14 protein-coding genes are annotated in these 20,663 nt (G+C 56.1%); 10 read left to right on the top strand and 4 right to left on the bottom strand.

Features of this window, described 5'->3' with window-relative positions; translation table 11 throughout:
* Positions 1-63 precede the first annotated feature (63 nt).
* Positions 64-885, bottom strand: coding sequence for an SDR family NAD(P)-dependent oxidoreductase (locus tag HW561_RS20355; protein WP_176867194.1), 822 nt, complete (start codon positions 883-885; stop codon positions 64-66).
* Between the two features lie 271 nt (positions 886-1,156).
* On the opposite strand from HW561_RS20355, the gene rplK reads away from it, so the two are divergent.
* On the top strand, positions 1,157-1,606 hold the full coding sequence (gene rplK / locus HW561_RS20350) for a 50S ribosomal protein L11 (protein WP_085823307.1): 450 nt from the start codon (positions 1,157-1,159) through the stop codon (positions 1,604-1,606).
* Position 1,607: 1 nt separating this feature from the next.
* Complete coding sequence (rplA, locus tag HW561_RS20345; RefSeq protein WP_176867193.1) at positions 1,608-2,306, top strand: 50S ribosomal protein L1; 699 nt, start codon at positions 1,608-1,610, stop codon at positions 2,304-2,306.
* Between the two features lie 111 nt (positions 2,307-2,417).
* Here rplA and HW561_RS20340 read toward each other — a convergent pair whose 3' ends face one another.
* Together HW561_RS20340 and HW561_RS20335 are read right to left on the bottom strand one after the other, a co-directional pair.
* A complete protein-coding gene (locus HW561_RS20340) occupies positions 2,418-3,377 on the bottom strand; it encodes a phosphotransferase family protein (RefSeq protein WP_176867192.1) in 960 nt (319 codons plus the stop codon).
* 67 nt (positions 3,378-3,444) lie between these two features.
* The gene (locus HW561_RS20335) at positions 3,445-5,196 is read right to left on the bottom strand and encodes an LTA synthase family protein (RefSeq protein ID WP_176867191.1); all 1,752 of its coding nucleotides are present in this window, start codon (positions 5,194-5,196) and stop codon (positions 3,445-3,447) included.
* Positions 5,197-5,677: 481 nt separating this feature from the next.
* Between HW561_RS20335 and rplJ the strand changes: the two genes are divergently transcribed.
* The 5 genes from rplJ (at position 5,678) to HW561_RS20310 (ending at position 16,351) form a co-directional block, all read left to right on the top strand.
* Positions 5,678-6,196, top strand: coding sequence for a 50S ribosomal protein L10 (rplJ, locus tag HW561_RS20330; RefSeq protein WP_176867190.1), 519 nt, complete (start codon positions 5,678-5,680; stop codon positions 6,194-6,196).
* A gap of 79 nt (positions 6,197-6,275) precedes the next feature.
* On the top strand, positions 6,276-6,650 hold the full coding sequence (gene rplL, locus HW561_RS20325; RefSeq protein WP_176867189.1) for a 50S ribosomal protein L7/L12: 375 nt from the start codon (positions 6,276-6,278) through the stop codon (positions 6,648-6,650).
* A 251-nt stretch (positions 6,651-6,901) separates the two neighbouring features.
* Complete coding sequence (gene rpoB, locus HW561_RS20320) at positions 6,902-11,035, top strand: DNA-directed RNA polymerase subunit beta (protein ID WP_176867188.1); 4,134 nt, start codon at positions 6,902-6,904, stop codon at positions 11,033-11,035.
* A 49-nt stretch (positions 11,036-11,084) separates the two neighbouring features.
* On the top strand, positions 11,085-15,326 hold the full coding sequence (rpoC, locus tag HW561_RS20315; protein WP_176867187.1) for a DNA-directed RNA polymerase subunit beta': 4,242 nt from the start codon (positions 11,085-11,087) through the stop codon (positions 15,324-15,326).
* A gap of 155 nt (positions 15,327-15,481) precedes the next feature.
* Complete coding sequence (locus HW561_RS20310; RefSeq protein WP_176867186.1) at positions 15,482-16,351, top strand: DMT family transporter; 870 nt, start codon at positions 15,482-15,484, stop codon at positions 16,349-16,351.
* Here the strand turns inward: HW561_RS20310 and HW561_RS20305 are convergent.
* Positions 16,336-17,142 (bottom strand): putative rhamnosyl transferase, encoded by an 807-nt coding sequence (locus tag HW561_RS20305; protein WP_176867185.1) that lies wholly within the window; start codon positions 17,140-17,142, stop codon positions 16,336-16,338. The genes HW561_RS20310 and HW561_RS20305 overlap by 16 nt on opposite strands.
* A gap of 393 nt (positions 17,143-17,535) precedes the next feature.
* Between HW561_RS20305 and rpsL the strand changes: the two genes are divergently transcribed.
* Genes rpsL through fusA form a run of 3 tightly spaced genes read left to right on the top strand, consistent with a single transcriptional unit; the run spans position 17,536 to position 20,529 of the window.
* Entirely contained in the window at positions 17,536-17,907 is a 372-nt protein-coding gene (gene rpsL / locus HW561_RS20300) for a 30S ribosomal protein S12 (RefSeq protein WP_005621086.1), read from the top strand.
* Between the two features lie 15 nt (positions 17,908-17,922).
* Positions 17,923-18,393 (top strand): 30S ribosomal protein S7, encoded by a 471-nt coding sequence (gene rpsG / locus HW561_RS20295; protein WP_074737774.1) that lies wholly within the window; start codon positions 17,923-17,925, stop codon positions 18,391-18,393.
* An 18-nt stretch (positions 18,394-18,411) separates the two neighbouring features.
* Positions 18,412-20,529, top strand: coding sequence for an elongation factor G (fusA, locus tag HW561_RS20290; RefSeq protein WP_176867184.1), 2,118 nt, complete (start codon positions 18,412-18,414; stop codon positions 20,527-20,529).
* The last annotated feature ends 134 nt before the right edge of the window (positions 20,530-20,663 follow it).

The following is a 20,663-nucleotide window of genomic DNA, read 5'->3' as shown; positions in this document are numbered from 1 at the left end:
TGCTTAGCCGATTTTTTTGCCATTCCCATTCTATTGATCAATCCAAAGAAATTAGCACAACTATCAAAGGTTCGTCAGGGTCTGGTCTGTTACCATTGCGACGGCTTGTGCCATGGCTGTATCAGGAACATGAGGGTGCGAAAAAATCCAGAACTTGCCATCGGCAATTGACTTTAGGACGATACGACCAGCCTCTTTGGGGTCCATTCCATTTTCGATGATTGGCTTGATCATTGCAGTGAATTGGCGCGCCTCTTCTGTCTCCTGATGTTTCGCAACAGATTCAGGTGTTCTGTTACGCATGCTATCCAGTATTCTCGATTTTATGGCACTTGGGCAAAACACCGAAGCTGACAGCGGGGAGTTTGCAGACCGCAGATCCCGCTCGAGGCTTTGCATCAACCCTACAACACCAAACTTTGAAACATTATAGGCCGCAAGATGGCTGGTCCCGTACAGCCCGGATTCGGATGCAGTACTATTTATGTGGCCAAACCCTTGCCGCTCCATGAGCGGTAAGAAAACCTGCACGCCGTTGATCGGCCCCCAGAGATTGACCGACAACGTCCAGCGCCAATCCTCCATCGAAGTGTCTTGTGTCCGACCCGTTGGGCCAACGCCAGCGTTGTTGAACAGGAAATCAACCTGGCCGAACCTTTCCGACGTGGATGTCGCAAGAGCCTCAACCTGGTCCAATTGAGAAACGTCTGTTGGCACACACAGCGTTTCGGTGTTGGTCAACTCCCCAGACAACGCTTGGAGCGGTTCGGAATTGTAGCCAGCTAAGACCAGTTTCATTCCCGCCTCTGAGCACACACGAGCAATGCCTTTACCAATGCCACTTCCCGCACCAGTGATGACGGCTACCTTGCCCTCAAAATTCATTTCGCTTGTCCAAACCAACAATCCCAAAATCAAGCTGTCATTTACCAACCCTAGCCTTTGCATTTTGATTTGGACAAGCACTTTGGGCACTAAGCGGTCGTTTCGGATTTTTGGGTCAGCCACTTGCCAACCCCTCCATTTCTATGTAGTGGCCCCTATCGTCTTCGGGCGAGATTCTCTCGTGGGAGGTTGCAGGGATCGCGATCCCGGGTCGGACCACGCAACATAATCTGGGTGAGACGCGTTTCACCTTAGTTGAAAGGAAAACCAAATGGCCAAGAAGCTTGCTGGTACAATGAAACTGCAGGTTCCTGCAGGTCAGGCGAACCCGTCGCCGCCAGTTGGTCCGGCGCTGGGTCAGCGCGGCATCAACATCATGGAATTCTGCAAGGCGTTCAACGCCAAGACCGCAGATATGGAGCAGGGCGCTCCTTGCCCGACCGTGATCACCTATTATCAGGACAAGTCCTTCACCATGGACATCAAGACGCCGCCCGCGTCTTACTACCTGAAAAAAGCGGCTGGTCTGAAGCCGGTTGGCAAGCGTAACCGCCCCCGCGGCGCGGAAAACCCAGGTCGCGAGACCGTGGCATCCGTGACCTCGAAGCAGGTTCGCGAAATCGCCGAAGCCAAAATGAAAGATCTCAACGCCAACGACGTCGAAGGCGCAATGCAGATCATCCTGGGCTCGGCCCGCTCTATGGGCATCGAGGTGAAGTAAGATGGCAAAACTCGGTAAACGTACGCGCACTGCGCGCGAAGCTTTCGCTGGCAAGACAGAATTGTCGGTCGAAGAGGCCGTTGCACTGGTCAAAGCCCACGCAACTTCGAAATTCGACGAGACCGTCGAAATCGCTCTGAACCTGGGTGTTGATACGCGCCACGCGGACCAGATGGTTCGTGGCGTCGTCGGCCTGCCGAACGGCACCGGTAAAGCGATGCGTGTTGCGGTTTTCGCTCGCGGCCCCAAGGCGGACGAAGCAAAAGAAGCAGGCGCGGATATCATCGGCGCAGAAGACCTGATGGAAACCATTCAGGGTGGCACCATTGATTTTGATCGCTGCATCGCGACCCCGGACATGATGCCGATCGTCGGTCGTCTGGGTAAAGTTCTGGGTCCCCGCAACCTGATGCCGAACCCCAAGGTTGGCACCGTGACCATGGACGTGAAAGCGGCCGTGGAAGCAGCCAAAGGTGGCGAAGTTCAGTTCAAGGCGGAAAAAGGCGGCGTTGTACACGCCGGTGTTGGCAAAGCGTCGTTTGATGAGGCCAAACTGGTCGAAAACGTCCGCGCTTTCATCTCGGCCGTGGCCAAAGCCAAGCCGACAGGCGCCAAAGGCACCTACATGAAGAAAATCGCGCTGAGCTCGACCATGGGCCCTGGTGTGACTTTGGACGTGGCTGCCGCAGCCAGCGAATAAGTCTTAACGACCGAAATTAAGTGAATGGACCCGGGTGGCTTGAACCACCTGGGTCTTTTTCTTTCAGGCGGGCTTCGAGGGTGAGTTTTAAAGCTCAGAACCGGAGCGCGCTTATCCGAAAGCTTGTTTCAACCGGAGCTCAAGCCGTGCGCGCATGTGCTTTTCGAAGTCGCTGCATGTGTGATCGGGTTGGCAGAGACGCAGCCAATCTTTCAACAGGCGCCCGCGAATGCAGAAATCCAGAATATCGATGTTGATCGGATGACGGTACAATCGCAGGAACATCTCTTTGTTTCGCCTGAGGATGCCACTGCGATCCACGCCGGATGCAGGACCATCCCGAAAAATATCAGCCTTCAGAAAATCAACTATATCATAAACAGCCAGCTTCTTGCGTGCTTCTGTGAAATCCAGACCGATTGTCTTGCCTTGGCCGACGATTAGGTTGAGCCCGTGAAAATCACCATGCGAGAACACCCGTATGTCAGGAATGCCTCTGAGGCGTGCGGCTTCGGCGTTCATCGCATTGACCATGATCTGACTGTCCTGGGCGATGGATTCCGGCACTGATTTCGACAAATCACGAATGCTCTCCGTCATCCATCTTGGTCGAAAGGCATAATTCACTGACGCGCGAAACCCGTGAAGATCATTTAACCAAGACCCGGCCCGCCTAAATATCTGCGCAACCTGATCGTCGTTTTTGCTGTTGTAGATCAGATCGACCGCAGTGGGTCGATCGATGAATTCTGTCACCAGAAATGTTTGGGTGGGTGAAAAATATATAGGGCGAACGATGCGCGACGACTTGTTTTCTTCAAAGTAGTTGGAGAGCTCGCCGAGCAACTCGAATTCGTTTCTCAACCTTCCGGTTTCAGGGGATTCTGTGTCGATCTTCAGTGCGTAGTCCCGCGCCCCGGTTTCAACCCTGAGAACCAGTCGAGAGTCCGGAAAGTCGTGGGATCGGTAGACGCAAGTGAAGTTCCTTATTTCTTCAACGCCACCGCGCCGGCAAAATTCGTCCACCAGTTCGGACGCAAGGCAGCGTTCATTTTCCGAGAGGGTCAGCATTTCATCCGTCTAGGTCTTCACCTGAGTTTGCCCGAAAGAGCTCTGGGTGTTGTCATGATAAAGGTCTCTACTGTTCATGTTCCAGAATAACGTCCTGCAGGCCCGGGAAATAAGCTTGTTCTACCCTCGCCCCTTTGGTTGGCCGTGTGACATCGACGACGCCGCTCCAGTGTTCACAGCCTAATTGAGGTCCGTTTAAACAGGCGAAAAAATCCTGTGTTTTTGGGTCGAACCAAAAAATACGCCCGCTGATGACGTTGCCGAAAAGGATGGGTTCAACGTCACCGATCACCGGCTGCAGATCCGGGTCGGCGGAGTTTGTCGAAAGTTCCAGCACCAGGTTTCGAGTTTTCTTGCCCGTAACAACCTGAGAAACGGATAACTGTTTTTGGCTAGGGTGGATTGCCACAAAGGGAAGCCAGTTCAGAAGGACTTCGTTGTTCAGTGACGCCAGATTCGAGGATTCCCGAGACTCGTCCGCCGTGAAAATGACCACGGTATTTTCCAGCAGATTCCTGTTTTCCAGCTCTTGCATCAATTCAGCGATCGCCGCGTCCACATATTTCAGTGATCGGAACCGGGCCGAGCTTTCCTCGGCCAGAAATTCCTCGGGCACGTTGTATGGTGCGTGCGTTCCGGTCGTCAAAACAGAGATGAACCAGGGTTGCGCAGTCTCCAGGTCGTCAATGTAGTCGACAACGTTTCTGAAAAGCGAGCGGTCATCTATGCCCCAACCGTTTCTATGGACGCCCGGGCCGTCGCTCCAGCTGGTATCTCCGCGCGCTTCTTCGAACCCAAGATCTTTCAGGTGTTCGCCTTTCGACATGAAGGTCAGATTGGCGCTTTGCAGAAACGCCGTGTGATACCCGGCTTCTGAAAGTACCGCTGGAAGAGCGGCCATCTTCGCACCGTCCCCTTCCGAGAGCTCATTCCACTTGCGTTCACTTCCGATGAAACGCGGCAGGTCTCCTGTCAGGGATGTGTACAGTCCGTTTGAGGTAATAAGCTGATGTCCGATGAACCGTTCGAACATGATGTTCCTGTCGGCCAGATCGTTGAGAACGTCCATCTCGGCCTTGGTCCTGCTGAAATTCGATAGCCCTTCCAGATATACCAGCAGGACATTCAACCTGTCCGGTCCAAGTTCGGGCAGATCTGCACGCGCAAAGGCGGTTTCTTCAAATGTTCGGTTTGAGACTGTCAGGGATTTGTGGCCAAGAGACGGAAACAGCGGATGCGATTGTAGCCAGGCGGGTTCCGTTATCCGAAAATTGTTTGGGGCAAAGGCAACGGCTGCGGCGGTCAACGCCAATGCCGCAAACGCGCAAGATCGCGCCAGGATGGCGATCCGCTCGATCCGCAGAAGGGCCAGTGCCCAAGCCGAAAACAGGACGGTATAGATAGCGACGTCCCAAGTGAATTGCGCCTTGATAAAAGTAGGGTCAGTTGCAAAGCCTATGAGGTTGAGGTCGATTGCTGTCAGGTTCGCTTTGACGTGTTCGATATTGGCTGCGTAGAACAAGCTGAGAATGACAATCGCCAGTGTCAGCAACGGACCCCGGATAAATGTGAAGATCAGGGCAAATGTGACGCAAAACAAGACATCCAAGGCAACGCCTAGCCATAGCACCTCTGCTTTGGTGTTGAAAAAGGCTGCGATTGGATTAAAGCCTGCGGCGGCGTTGTAAGTTTCGCCATAGGCGAACCTGGCGTATGCTGTCAGCGATAGGTAGCGGTTGCAAAGCGCTATGACAAAAACCGCAAGAAAAATGCTGCCAAATCGCTTTATTCGGTTGTCGATGCCGCTATCGAACTTCATCCTGAACCTGTTTGAATGTCGAAATATCACGCCTCAAGTGGCCGTATCGGATCCGAGATTGCAAGCGTCTCTGCGGCCTGTGACGAAATTGAACCCGGCAATGTGGCTGCAGGGTCAGACATGGTGTAAGTAGTTCTGGAATTGCTATCGCTCGGTATGGTCCGGATGGGACTTGCACGTCGTGCCAAAATTGCGAAACTCTGCGATTTACCCCTTGGAAACCCTGCGAGACTGCCCTAAAGAGAGCTGCGGAGTAAAGCGTGCGATTCGTCGTGCGCTTTATTTCGTTTCGTCCAAGACGGTGGGTGGGTCCATTTGGCCCCTTAATTCCCTGCCTGAGACGGGTAAGACCAAAGATTTCGAGGGTCTCAATCCTCGGGCGAATTTTGGCCAATCCCGTAACAACGGACCTGAACGCCGGGGTAACACCCTCGGCAAATATGAGCCGGGATGAACCATCATCCCAAACTTGGAGAGAACTGTGGATAGAGCCCAGAAAGAGAAAGTGGTCGAGGAACTCGGCCAAATCTTCGAAAGCTCTGGCGTCGTAGTGGTTTCGCACTACGCCGGTCTGACAGTTGCCGAGATGCAGGATCTGCGCGCGCGTGCTCGTGACGCCGGTGGATCTGTGCGTGTTGCCAAAAACAGGCTCGCCAAAATCGCCCTCGACGGAAAGCCATGTGAGAGCATTGCTGACCTGCTGACGGGTATGACCGTTCTGACCTATTCCGAAGACCCCGTGGCAGCAGCCAAGGTGGCCGAGGACTTCGCCAAGGAGAACAAAAAGTTCGAAATCCTTGGCGGTGCAATGGGTGAGAATGCTCTGGACCGCAAAGGCGTCGAAACAGTTTCGAAAATGCCGTCTCGCGAGGAGCTTATTGCTTCGATCGTGGGCTGCATTGGCGCACCTGCTTCGAGCATCGCCGGCGCGATTGGCGCACCTGCAAGCAATATCGCAAGCATCCTTTCCACCATCGAAGAGAAGGCGGAAGCTGCGTAAGCGGTTGGCACTGAATGATCTGCGTAGGGTAAATACCCTGACGTTGGAACACACACTGTAAACGGAAAGAGCTGATACAATGGCTGATCTGAAAGCACTCGCAGAAAGCATCGTGGGTCTGACCCTGCTGGAAGCACAAGAACTGAAAACCATCCTCAAAGACGAATATGGCATCGAGCCCGCAGCAGGCGGCGCAGTTGTCATGGCAGCCGGTGGCGACGCCGGTGGCGCAGCTGAGGAAGAAAAAACCGAATTCGACGTCGTTCTGAAGAACGCCGGCGCTTCGAAAATCAACGTGATCAAAGAAGTTCGCGCGATCACCGGTCTGGGTCTGAAAGAAGCCAAGGAACTGGTTGAAGCTGGCGGCAAGATCAAAGAAGCAGTTTCCAAAGACGAAGCTGAAGAAGTCAAAGGCAAGCTGGAAGCAGCTGGCGCCGAAGTCGAAGTGGCCTAAGCCCTTCGGCAGGTGCATCGTTGATGCGCCGAAAAATTTGGCTGGATCCGGAGAAATCCGGGTCCAGCCGAACCTGTCTTAGAAAGAGCCTCCGACAGTGGGGCGTTTTCTAAGACGCGGTTCGCGGATCGGGAGGCTGCCATTCGGGACGGTGGCCACGAATTGATCCGGACGTTTCGTCTCTAATGTGCAAGGCGCCGGGGCCCGACGGTGTCTTTGTCCGCTGAGAACATCGAAAGGTGACATCTGACATGGCTCAATCGTTCCTTGGCCAGAAACGTCTTCGTAAATATTACGGCAAAATCCGCGAAGTGCTGGAGATGCCGAACCTCATTGAGGTCCAGAAATCCTCTTATGATCTATTCCTGCGCTCCGGCGATGCTGATGTGCCCACTGACGGCGAAGGCATCAAGGGCGTGTTCCAGTCGGTTTTCCCGATCAAGGATTTCAACGAAACCTCCGTTCTGGAGTTCGTGAAATACGATCTGGAAAAACCCAAATACGACGTCGAAGAGTGCATGCAGCGCGACATGACCTACAGCGCGCCGCTGAAGGTCACTCTGCGTTTGATCGTGTTTGATGTCGATGAAGACACTGGCGCCAAGTCGGTCAAAGACATCAAGGAACAGGATGTGTTCATGGGCGATATGCCCCTGATGACGCCCAATGGTACCTTTGTCGTCAACGGCACCGAGCGTGTGATCGTTAGCCAGATGCACCGGTCGCCTGGCGTGTTCTTCGACCACGACAAGGGCAAAACCCACTCCTCGGGCAAGCTGCTGTTTGCCTGCCGAATCATCCCGTATCGCGGCAGCTGGTTGGACTTTGAGTTCGACGCCAAGGATATCGTTTTCGCCCGTATCGACCGTCGTCGTAAACTGCCTGTGACAACCCTGCTCTATGCGCTGGGCCTGGATCAGGAAGCGATCATGGATGCCTATTACAACACGGTATCCTACAAGCTGGACAAGAAGAAGGGTTGGGTCACGCCGTTCTTCCCCCAGCGTGCGCGTGGCACCCGCCCGACCTATGATCTGATCGACGCGAAATCCGGTGAAGTGATTGCTGAAGCTGGCAAGAAAGTCACCCCACGCGCGGTCAAAAAGCTGATCGACGAAGGCGCGGTCACGGACCTGCTGGTTCCATTCGATCACATCGTTGGCAAGTTTGTCGCCAAAGACATCATCAACGAAGAAACCGGTGCGATCTATGTCGAAGCCGGGGACGAGCTGACGCTGGAATACGACAAGGATGGCGATCTGATCGGCGGTACCGCGAAGGAACTGATCGATGCGGGCATCACTGACATCCCGGTTCTGGACATCGACAACATCAATGTCGGTCCGTACATGCGCAACACCATGGCCATGGACAAGAACATGGGCCGTGACACCGCGCTGATGGATATCTACCGCGTGATGCGCCCGGGTGAGCCGCCCACCGTCGAGGCCGCCTCTGCGCTGTTCGAAACGCTGTTCTTTGACAGTGAGCGTTATGACTTGTCCGCTGTTGGCCGCGTAAAAATGAACATGCGTCTGGCTCTGGATGCGCCCGATACACTGCGCACCCTGCGCCGCGAAGACATCGTGGCCTGCATCAAGGCGCTGGTTGAACTGCGTGATGGCAAAGGTGACATCGACGATATCGATCACCTGGGCAACCGTCGTGTGCGTTCGGTTGGCGAACTGATGGAAAACCAGTACCGCGTTGGCCTGCTGCGCATGGAGCGCGCGATCAAAGAGCGTATGTCGTCGGTTGAAATCGACACCGTCATGCCGCAAGACCTGATCAACGCGAAACCGGCTGCTGCTGCTGTTCGTGAATTCTTCGGCTCGTCGCAGCTGTCGCAGTTCATGGACCAAACCAACCCGCTGTCGGAAGTCACCCACAAACGCCGCCTCTCGGCGCTTGGCCCCGGTGGTCTGACACGTGAGCGTGCGGGCTTTGAGGTTCGTGACGTGCACCCGACCCACTATGGTCGGATGTGTCCGATCGAAACGCCGGAAGGTCCGAACATCGGTCTGATCAACTCGCTGGCCACCTTTGCCCGCGTGAACAAGTATGGCTTTATCGAAACACCTTACCGCGTTGTCAAAGACGCCGAGGTGACCGATGAGGTTCACTACATGTCCGCGACCGAGGAAATGCGTCACACCGTGGCACAGGCGAACGCGACGCTGGATGCGGATGGCAAGTTCATCAACGATCTGGTCTCGACCCGTCAGTCCGGCGACTACACGCTCGCCCCGCGCGAGAATGTGGACCTGATCGACGTCAGCCCGAAACAGTTGGTTTCGGTCGCTGCATCGCTGATCCCGTTCCTTGAAAATGACGACGCCAACCGCGCCCTGATGGGCTCGAACATGCAACGTCAGGCGGTTCCGCTGCTGCGGGCCGAAGCGCCGCTGGTTGGTACCGGTATCGAGGAAAAGGTAGCGATCGACTCGGGTGCTGCGATCCAGGCGAAACGCGCCGGTATTATCGACCAGGTCGATGCCCAGCGTATCGTTATTCGCGCCACCGAAGATCTGGAACTGGGCGATGCTGGTGTGGACATTTACCGTCTGCGCAAATTCCAGCGTTCGAACCAGAACACCTGCATCAACCAGCGTCCGCTGGTGAAAGTGGGTGACACTGTCACGAAAGGCGAGGTTGTCGCCGATGGTCCGTCCACCGATATCGGTGAACTGGCACTGGGTAAGAACGTGGTCGTCGCGTTCATGCCGTGGAATGGCTACAACTACGAAGACTCGATCCTGATCTCGGAACGTATTGCGCGTGATGACGTCTTTACCTCGGTCCATATCGAGGAATTCGAAGTCGCCGCCCGTGACACGAAGCTGGGCCCGGAAGAGATTACCCGCGACATCCCGAACGTCGGTGAAGAAGCGCTGCGCAACCTCGACGAGGCTGGCATCGTTTACATCGGTGCGGATGTTGAGCCGGGCGATATTCTGGTTGGCAAGATCACTCCGAAGGGCGAAAGCCCGATGACCCCGGAAGAAAAGCTGCTGCGCGCCATCTTTGGTGAAAAAGCATCTGACGTGCGCGACACCTCGCTGCGCGTGAAGCCGGGCGATTACGGTACGGTCGTGGAAGTCCGCGTCTTCAACCGTCACGGTGTGGAAAAAGACGAGCGTGCGCTGCAGATCGAACGTGAGGAAGTCGAACGTCTGGCCCGTGACCGGGATGACGAGCTGGCGATCCTTGACCGCAACATCTATGCGCGTCTGCAGGGCCTGATCCTGGGTAAAACCGCTGTCAAAGGTCCCAAGGGTGTCAAGCCAAGCTCGGTGATCACCGAGGAGCTGCTGGACATGCTGACCCGTGGTCAGTGGTGGCAGCTGGCGCTGGAAGACGAGAAGGACGCCCAGATCGTCGAAGCGCTGAACGAGCAATACGAAGTGCTCAAGCGCGCTTTGGATGCTCGTTTCGAAGACAAGGTCGAAAAAGTCCGCCGTGGCGACGATCTGCCGCCGGGTGTGATGAAGATGGTCAAAGTCTTCATCGCCGTGAAGCGTAAGCTTCAGCCGGGCGACAAGATGGCCGGCCGTCACGGGAACAAAGGTGTGATTTCCAAGGTTGTTCCGATGGAAGACATGCCGTTCCTGGCCGATGGTACACCGGTTGACTTCTGTCTGAACCCGCTGGGTGTGCCTTCGCGTATGAACGTTGGTCAGATCCTTGAAACCCACATGGGTTGGGCCGCGCGCGGCCTGGGTCTGAACATCGACGACGCACTGGGTGAATACCGCCGCTCCGGCGATCTGACCCCGGTTCGCGAAGCGATGAAACTGGCCTATGGCGAGGACGTCTACGAAGAAGGCATCGTCGGCATGGACGAGGGTCACCTGATCGAAGCCGCAGGCAACGTGACCCGTGGTGTTCCGATCGCGACCCCGGTCTTTGACGGTGCCAAAGAGGCTGACGTCAACGACGCGCTGGTGCGTGCAGGTTTCTCGCAAAGCGGTCAGTCGGTTCTGTTCGACGGTCGCACGGGTGAGCAATTCGCACGTCCGGTGACTGTGGGCATCAAGTACCTGCTGAAACTGCATCACCTGGTGGACGACAAGATCCACGCGCGTTCGACCGGGCCTTACAGCCTGGTTACCCAGCAGCCGCTGGGTGGTAAGGCACAGTTCGGTGGTCAGCGCTTTGGTGAGATGGAAGTCTGGGCTCTGGAAGCTTACGGCGCCGCCTACACCCTGCAGGAGATGCTTACCGTGAAATCGGATGACGTCGCCGGCCGGACCAAGGTCTATGAGTCGATCGTCAAGGGCGAGGATAACTTTGAGGCGGGCGTACCGGAATCGTTCAACGTTCTGGTGAAAGAAGTCCGCGGCCTCGGCCTGAATATGGAACTCCTGGATGCGGAGGAAGAGTAGGGGCCGCAACGCCCCACACTCATCCCATCCCAATTTGTAAGGACGCAAAATGAACCAGGAAATCACCAATAACCCGTTCAACCCGCTGACGCCGCCGAAGGTCTTTGACGAGATCAAGGTATCACTGGCCAGCCCGGAGCGGATCCTGTCTTGGTCCTATGGCGAGATCAAGAAACCTGAAACCATCAACTACCGGACGTTCAAGCCTGAACGTGACGGTCTGTTCTGCGCGCGTATCTTTGGCCCGATCAAAGATTACGAATGTCTGTGCGGAAAATATAAGCGGATGAAGTATCGCGGCGTTGTCTGCGAGAAATGCGGCGTGGAAGTCACCCTGCAGAAAGTCCGCCGCGAGCGTATGGGCCACATCGAACTGGCAGCGCCCGTTGCGCATATCTGGTTCCTGAAATCGCTGCCGTCCCGTATCGGCCTGATGCTGGACATGACGCTGCGCGATCTGGAACGCGTTCTGTACTTTGAGAACTATGTCGTCATCGAGCCCGGTCTGACCGACCTGTCTTACGGCCAGATGCTGACCGAAGAAGAGTACATGGATGCACAGGATGCCTTTGGCATGGACGCGTTCACCGCGAACATCGGTGCCGAAGCCATTCGTGAGATGCTGGCCCAGATCGATCTGGAAGCCGAAGCCGAGCAACTGCGCGCTGACTTGGCCGAAGCAACCGGCGAACTGAAGCCCAAGAAGATCATCAAGCGTCTGAAGGTTGTCGAATCCTTCCTCGAGTCGGGCAACCGGCCTGAGTGGATGGTGATGACCGTGATCCCGGTCATTCCACCGGAACTGCGTCCGCTGGTTCCGCTGGATGGTGGCCGTTTCGCGACGTCTGATCTGAACGATCTGTATCGCCGCGTCATCAACCGGAACAACCGTCTGAAGCGTCTGATCGAACTGCGCGCGCCTGACATCATCGTCCGCAACGAAAAGCGGATGTTGCAGGAATCAGTTGACGCCTTGTTCGACAACGGCCGTCGTGGCCGTGTGATCACTGGCGCCAACAAGCGTCCGCTGAAATCTCTGTCGGACATGCTGAAGGGTAAGCAGGGTCGCTTCCGTCAGAACCTTCTGGGGAAACGCGTCGACTTCTCGGGCCGTTCGGTCATTGTGACCGGCCCCGAACTGAAGCTGCACCAGTGTGGTCTGCCCAAGAAGATGGCGCTGGAGCTGTTCAAGCCGTTCATCTACTCGCGCCTTGAAGCCAAAGGTCTGTCTTCGACCGTGAAACAGGCGAAGAAACTGGTCGAGAAAGAGCGTCCCGAAGTGTGGGATATCCTCGACGAGGTGATCCGCGAACACCCTGTCATGCTGAACCGTGCGCCTACACTGCACCGTCTTGGCATTCAGGCGTTCGAGCCGGTCCTGATCGAAGGCAAAGCCATCCAGCTGCACCCGCTGGTCTGTTCGGCCTTTAACGCCGACTTTGACGGTGACCAGATGGCCGTTCACGTCCCTCTGAGCCTTGAGGCCCAGTTGGAAGCACGTGTTCTGATGATGTCGACGAACAACGTTCTGTCGCCTGCAAACGGCGCGCCGATCATCGTTCCATCGCAGGATATGATCCTGGGTCTCTACTACGTCTCTCTGGAACGCGAAGGCATGCCTGGCGAAGGCAAAGTGTTCGGGTCGATCGACGAAGTTCAGCATGCGCTGGATGCCGGCGAAGTGCACCTGCACACCAAGATCACTGCCCGGATCACGCAGATCGACGAAGAAGGCAATGAGGTTCTGCAGCGGTTTGAAACCACTCCGGGCCGCGTGCGTTTGGGTGCGTTGCTGCCGGTGAACAACAAGGCGCCGTTTGAACTGGTCAACCGTCTGCTGCGCAAGAAAGAAGTGCAGCAGGTGATCGACACCGTCTACCGCTATTGCGGTCAGAAAGAGTCGGTTATCTTCTGTGACCAGATCATGTCGATGGGCTTCAAGGAAGCGTTCCGCGCCGGTATTTCGTTCGGTAAGGACGACATGGTGATCCCGGATGACAAATGGGGCATCGTGGACGAAACCCGCAGTCAGGTGAAAGACTTTGAACAGCAGTACATGGACGGCCTGATCACTCAGGGCGAAAAGTACAACAAAGTTGTCGATGCCTGGTCGAAGTGTAACGACCGCGTCACCGATGCCATGATGAGCACGATTTCGTCGTCCGAGCGGGCCCAGGACGGGTCTGAACAGGAACCGAACTCGGTCTACATGATGGCGCACTCGGGTGCGCGTGGCTCGGTCACGCAGATGAAGCAGCTGGGCGGGATGCGCGGCCTGATGGCGAAGCCGAATGGCGACATCATCGAGACACCGATCATCTCGAACTTTAAGGAAGGTCTGACCGTTCTTGAGTACTTCAACTCGACACACGGTGCCCGTAAGGGCCTGTCGGATACCGCTCTGAAAACGGCCAACTCAGGCTACCTGACCCGTCGTCTGGTGGACGTCGCACAGGACTGCATCGTTCGCGAGATCGATTGCGGAACCGAACGTGCGATCACTGCCGAAGCAGCCGTCAACGATGGTGAGGTTGTTTCTTCGCTGGCTGAACGCGTGTTGGGCCGGGTATCTGCCGATGATGTTCTGCGTCCGGGAACGGACGAGGTTCTCGTCGCTGCCGGTCAGTTGATCGACGAACGCATGGCTGACATCATTGACGAGGCTGGTGTTGCATCTATGCGCATCCGCTCGCCGCTGACCTGTGAGTCCGAAGAGGGCGTCTGTGCCACTTGCTATGGTCGTGACCTTGCACGCGGAACTCGGGTCAACACGGGTGAAGCTGTCGGCATCATCGCCGCGCAGTCCATCGGTGAACCCGGAACGCAGCTGACGATGCGGACGTTCCACATCGGTGGTGTTGCGCAGGGTGGTCAGCAGTCCTTCCAGGAAGCCAGTCAAGACGGTGTCGTGACGTTTGAGAACCCGCAGGTTCTGGTCAATGCAGCAGGCGAAAGCCTGGTGATGGGCCGGAACATGAAGTTGGTGATCAGCGACGAACATGGTGAAGAGCGTGCCAGCCACAAGCTGGGTTACGGCTCCAAGTTGTTCGTCAAGGACGGCACCAAGGTGGCCCGTGGCGACAAGCTGTACGAATGGGATCCCTACACTCTGCCGATCATCGCCGAGAAAGCCGGTACTGCGAAATATGTCGACCTGGTTTCGGGCATCGCTGTCCGCGACGAGACCGACGATGCAACCGGCATGACCCAGAAGATCGTGATCGACTGGCGCGCGGCCCCCAAAGGCAGCGACCTGAAGCCCGAGATCATTCTGGTTGGTGAAGATGGCGAGCCGGTTCGCAACGATGCAGGCAACCCGGTTCACTATCCGATGTCGGTGGATGCGATCCTGTCGATCGAAGATGGTGATCCGATCAAAGCTGGTGACGTTGTCGCGCGTATCCCGCGCGAAGGCGCCAAGACCAAGGACATCACCGGTGGTCTGCCGCGTGTGGCCGAATTGTTCGAAGCCCGGCGTCCCAAGGATCACGCGATCATCGCAGAAGCCGATGGTTACGTGCGCTTTGGCCGCGACTACAAGAACAAGCGCCGCATCAGCATCGAACCGGCGGACGAGTCGATGGAAACGATCGAGTATATGGTGCCCAAGGGCAAACATATCCCGGTCGCGGAAGGCGACTTCATCCAGAAGGGTGAATACCTGATGGATGGTAACCCGGCTCCGCATGACATCCTGTCTATTATGGGTGTCGAAGCGCTGGCGGATTACATGATCGACGAAGTGCAGGATGTTTATCGTCTGCAGGGCGTGAAGATCAACGACAAGCACATCGAGGTTATCGTGCGCCAGATGCTGCAGAAGTGGGAGATCCTGGATTCAGGCGACACCACCCTGCTGAAAGGCGAGCATGTCGACAAGCAGGAGTTTGACGCAGCCAACGAGAAGACCCTCTCGCGTGGTGGTCGTCCGGCTCAGGGCGAACCGATCCTGCTGGGGATCACCAAAGCTTCGCTGCAGACACGTTCGTTCATCTCGGCGGCGTCGTTCCAGGAAACCACCCGCGTGCTGACCGAGGCTTCGGTTCAGGGCAAGAAGGACAAACTGGTTGGCCTGAAAGAGAACGTCATCGTCGGTCGTTTGATCCCGGCCGGTACCGGTGGCGCGACACAGAACGTCCGCCATATCGCGCAGGGCCGCGACAATGTGGTGATCGAAGCCCGCCGGGAGGAGGCCGAAGCGGCCGCTGCTCTGGCTGCTCCGATGATGGACGACGACATGGTCGGAGACGAGTTGGATGTTCTGGTGGACACACCGGAAAGCCGCGAGTAAGCGACCTTTCATAATTCTGATCAGGCCCCGCGTTTTCGCGGGGCCTTTTCGTTCGCGGTTACGAGTTCACTCCGGTCATTTGTCATGGCGACATTGACAACCTGCGCCGCCATTAGGCCAATGGCACGGATGACTTCACTCTGGACCCAATCCGCATGACACCGAATGTGAAAGGCGCCCTGCTGATGGTGGGCTCGATGGCGGCTTACACCGTAAACGATGCCTTAGTGAAGATGGCCGGTCAGGACCTGCCGTTGTTCCAGTTGATCGCACTGCGCGGCGCGTTGGCCACTGTGCTCATTTATCTGCTGACTCGCCATTTGGGGGCTTTGCATTTGAATTTTCCGCGCCACGACAAATGGTTGATCGTCTGGCGCTGTCTGAGCGAACTGTCCGCGACTTATTTTTTCCTTACGGCCTTGATGCATATGCCGTTGGCAAATGTGACGGCTGTCTTGCAAGCGCTGCCATTGACCATCACGCTGGGTGCGGCGCTCTTTTTTTCTGAGCACATCGGGTGGCGTCGCATGGTGGCGATAGCGCTAGGGTTTGCCGGTATGCTGTTCATTGTCCGGCCCGGGCCTGACGGGTTCAGTATCTTTTCCATTTACGCGCTTGTCGCGATGTTATTGGTGACAACCCGAGATCTGATCACGCGCCGCATGTCGTCCAAAGTGCCTTCGATGGTCGTGACACTTGCAACGTCCCTGTCGGTTACGGTCGTCGCTCTGGTTGCGTCTGTTTTTCAGGGATGGGTGCCAATTACTGTAGCATCCGGAGGGCTGGTGGCGTCGGCGGCAATATTCATCCTGATGGGGTATCTGTTCAGTGTTCAGGTCATGCGCGAAGGCGAGGTCGGTTTCATCGCACCGTTCAGATACTCCAGCTTGATCTGGGCTCTGGCGTTGGGTTGGCTAATTTTCGGCGACTGGCCGGACATGGTGACCATGCTGGGCGCGGGCCTCGTCGTGGCCGCAGGCTTGTTCACCCTATTCCGTGAGCGGTCTCGTCACACGGCGGAGTGAACCTGACGCACGGTATTCTGATCAATGGCAAAACGCGCCATGAACTCACGTTCGTCTTTCGAAGTGAGGTCGGTTAGCTCAAGCTTGTTGTTACGGGTTTGGGGTGAATCGTTGAACCCATTCAGACTGCGGATCCACATCGGGGCATCGGGGTAGGTGATGACAGGCATGGCTCTGTTGATCTTGTTGTGGGTGAAATTCATGATCGTCAGCGCGCTTTTGCCCTGAACATACATTCCAAGCCCTGCGGTAACGAGCGGGCGATGCACTTTTGACGCGCGGATCCCGTCCGCGTTCACTCTGGCCATGTATCCGCAGTTATAGTCAATTCCGACCGTTGTATTCCTTTCCAGCAGGCCTCTGCAGTCTGCCGTGACGTCTCGTAGGCGTTCGATGAAATCAATGGACACGGCGTCATCGTCATCGTGGCGGAACTGAAGGCAGGGGTGATCCCGGTTCAGGCGGGCTGAATTCAGGACCTCTCGCATGACTTTCCGGTGCCGGTCCGGCGACCTTTGGATGATTTGAATCTGCTTTACGCCCTTTGTCAGATCGTGCAGGCGATCAAAGGCCGGTTTGGGCAGGCAATCCCCAATGACGATCAAGAGCTGAAAATCCTCATCGGTTTGCGCCCTGAAGCTGGGCAGAGTGATGGATTCGAACAGGCGAAACCGTTCTTCCAGCCTTTCGCGGTTGTACAAATAGCGCCTACGATCATCGATCGTGTCATGGGTAATCTGAAAACCACCAACAGCAGGGTAGGAAAAGCGGCACAGACCGATGACTTGCATGATTTGCCCATTAAAAAAACTCTGACATGACTATGCCTATGCCGTGGGAAGCGTGCAACTGGCGAAGGCAGTGGATTCCGAAAGCACCCCTTGATAAGTCAGCGCGATCTGGTTGGCTCGTCACCCGTTCAGGGGTGCTGTTGACACTTGGGCCGACTCCCCATATACGCGCGTCATCTCGGTGCTGGGGGCCGCCCCACAACCGATTCCAGTAATGAACTGGTCAAGGCCCGGACAATTTTGTCGTTCGCGCCCTCTGATAACAAACCGCGACGTTCACCTCGGAATGGGAACGTTCGCGGGTTTTGCGCTTGTGGACGCATAAGCGCAGCGAATTTAACCGCACGCATCGCGCGTGCATGTCATGTGTTGCAAAACGGGGATATAACCGGAATGCCAACGATCCAACAGCTGATCCGCAAGCCGCGGCAGCCGAAAGTAAAACGCTCGAAGTCGATGCACCTGGAGCAGTGCCCGCAGAAACGCGGCGTCTGCACACGCGTCTACACAACCACACCGAAAAAGCCGAACTCGGCGATGCGTAAGGTTGCCAAAGTGCGCCTGACCAATGGATTCGAGGTCATCTCGTACATCCCCGGTGAAAGCCACAACCTGCAGGAACACTCGGTTGTTCTGATCCGTGGCGGTCGTGTAAAAGACCTTCCCGGTGTCCGTTACCACATCCTGCGCGGTGTTCTGGATACCCAAGGCGTCAAAGACCGTAAGCAACGTCGTTCGAAGTACGGCGCGAAGCGTCCCAAGTAAGAAGGAGAGGCTGATATGTCACGTCGTCACGCCGCCGAAAAACGCGAAGTCCTGCCTGACGCCAAATTTGGCGACAAGGTTCTGACTAAATTCATGAACAACCTGATGATCGACGGTAAAAAGTCGGTTGCAGAGCGCATCGTCTACAACGCCTTTGACCGCGTTGAAGTCAAGATCAAGCGCGCCCCTGTCGAAGTGTTCCACGAAGCGCTCGACAACATCAAACCGTCGGTCGAGGTTCGCTCGCGCCGGGTTGGTGGTGCAACCTATCAGGTTCCGGTCGAAGTGCGCCCCGAGCGCCGCGAAGCCCTGGCCATCCGTTGGTTGATCACTGCTGCGCGTGGCCGTAACGAAAACACTATGGAAGAACGCCTCGCCGGTGAACTGATGGACGCTGTACAGTCCCGCGGTACCGCCGTGAAGAAGCGTGAAGACACCCACAAGATGGCCGAGGCAAACAAAGCCTTCAGCCACTACCGTTGGTAATTCCAGAGGCTCATCAAAATGGCACGCGAATATACACTCAACCATTACCGTAACTTCGGTATCATGGCGCATATCGATGCAGGTAAAACCACCTGTTCCGAGCGGATCCTGTATTACACCGGCAAATCCCACAACATCGGTGAGGTGCACGACGGTGCAGCCACCATGGACTGGATGGAGCAGGAGCAGGAACGCGGCATCACCATCACATCGGCTGCGACCACCACTTTCTGGGAACGCACTGAAGACGGTGAAACTCCGGACTCGCCCAAGCACCGCCTGAACATCATCGACACCCCCGGCCACGTTGACTTCACCATTGAAGTTGAACGCTCGCTGGCGGTTCTCGACGGTGCTGTCTGTGTTCTGGACGCAAACGCCGGTGTTGAACCCCAGACCGAAACCGTGTGGCGTCAGGCTGACCGCTACAAGGTTCCGCGTATGGTGTTCGTCAACAAGATGGACAAGATCGGCGCAGACTTCTTCAACTGCGTTGCAATGATCGAAGATCGCACCGGTGCACGCGCAGTTCCGGTTGGTATTCCGATCGGTGCAGAGACCGAGCTGGAAGGTCTGATTGACCTCGTCACCATGGAAGAATGGCTGTGGCAAGGCGAAGATCTGGGTGCGTCCTGGATCAAAGCGCCGATCCGCGACAGCCTGAAAGATATGGCTGACGAATGGCGCGGTAAGATGATCGAAGCGGCCGTCGAAATGGACGACGACGCGATGATGGAATACCTGGAAGGCAACGAGCCCGACGTTCCAACCCTGCGCGCCCTGCTGCGCAAAGGTACTCTGGAAATCGCGTTTGTTCCGGTTCTGGGTGGTTCTGCGTTCAAAAACAAAGGTGTTCAGCCGCTGCTGAACGCTGTGATCGACTATCTGCCCAGCCCGCTGGACGTTGTTGATTACATGGGCTTCAAACCCGGTGACGAAGAAGAAACCCGTAACATCGCCCGCCGTGCGGATGATGACATGGCGTTCTCGGGTCTGGCGTTCAAAATCATGAACGACCCCTTTGTTGGCTCGCTGACATTTACCCGCATCTATTCGGGTACATTGTCCAAGGGCGACACGCTTCTGAACTCGACCAAGGGTAAGAAAGAGCGTATCGGCCGGATGATGATGATGCACTCGAATGACCGTGAAGAAATCACGGAAGCATTCGCGGGTGACATCATTGCGCTGGCAGGTCTGAAAGACACCACCACAGGCGACACTCTGTGTTCGACCGGTGATCCGGTGGTTCTGGAAACCATGACCTTCCCTGATCCGGTGATCGAGATCGCGGTTGAGCCGAAAACCAAGGCTGACCAGGAAAAAATGAGCCAGGGTCTGGGCCGTTTGGCCGCCGAAGACCCCTCCTTCCGTGTGGAAACTGACATCGAAAGCGGTCAGACCATCATGAAGGGCATGGGCGAACTTCACCTGGACATCCTGATTGACCGTCTCAAGCGTGAATTCAAGGTTGAAGCGAATATTGGTGCACCGCAGGTGGCCTATCGCGAAACCATCGGTCACGAAGCCGAGATCGTTTACACCCACAAGAAACAGTCGGGTGGTTCGGGTCAGTTCGCCGAGGTGAAGATGATCATCTCGCCGACAGAGCCGGGCGAAGGTTATTCGTTCGAATCTCGCGTTGTTGGTGGTTCGGTGCCCAAGGAATACATTCCGGGTGTTGAAAAAGGCATCAACTCCGTCATGGATAGCGGCCCTCTGGCTGGTTTCCCCGTGATCGACTTCAAGGTCGCTCTGATCGAAGGTAAGTACCACGACGTGGACTCCTCGGTTCTGGCGTTTGAGATCGCGGCGCGTATGGGTATGCGTGAAGGCATGCGCAAAGCAGGTGCGAAACTGCTTGAGCCGATCATGAAGGTCGAAGTGATTACACCGGAAGAATACACCGGCGGTATCATTGGTGACCTGACATCACGTCGGGGACAGGTTTCCGGTCAGGAAAACCGCGGCAACGCCATCGCGATCGATGCGTTTGTGCCGCTGGCGAACATGTTCGGTTACATCAATACCCTGCGTTCGATGTCGTCTGGCCGTGCCCAGTTTACCATGCAGTTCGACCATTACGATCCGGTTCCGCAGAACATCTCGGACGAGATTCAGGCGAAATACGCATAAGCGAAATCGGGGAAGGGGCGGTCAGCCTCTTCCCCTAATCAATGACAGGAGGCCATCATGGCAAAGGAAAAGTTTGAGCGTAATAAGCCGCACGTCAATATCGGCACGATTGGCCACGTTGACCACGGCAAGAC

Source organism: Ruegeria haliotis (assembly GCF_013377785.1).
Taxonomy (GTDB): Bacteria; Pseudomonadota; Alphaproteobacteria; order Rhodobacterales; family Rhodobacteraceae; genus Ruegeria; species Ruegeria haliotis.
Note: the sequence above shows the minus strand (reverse complement) of the source record. Positions and strands in the feature narration are given on the sequence as shown.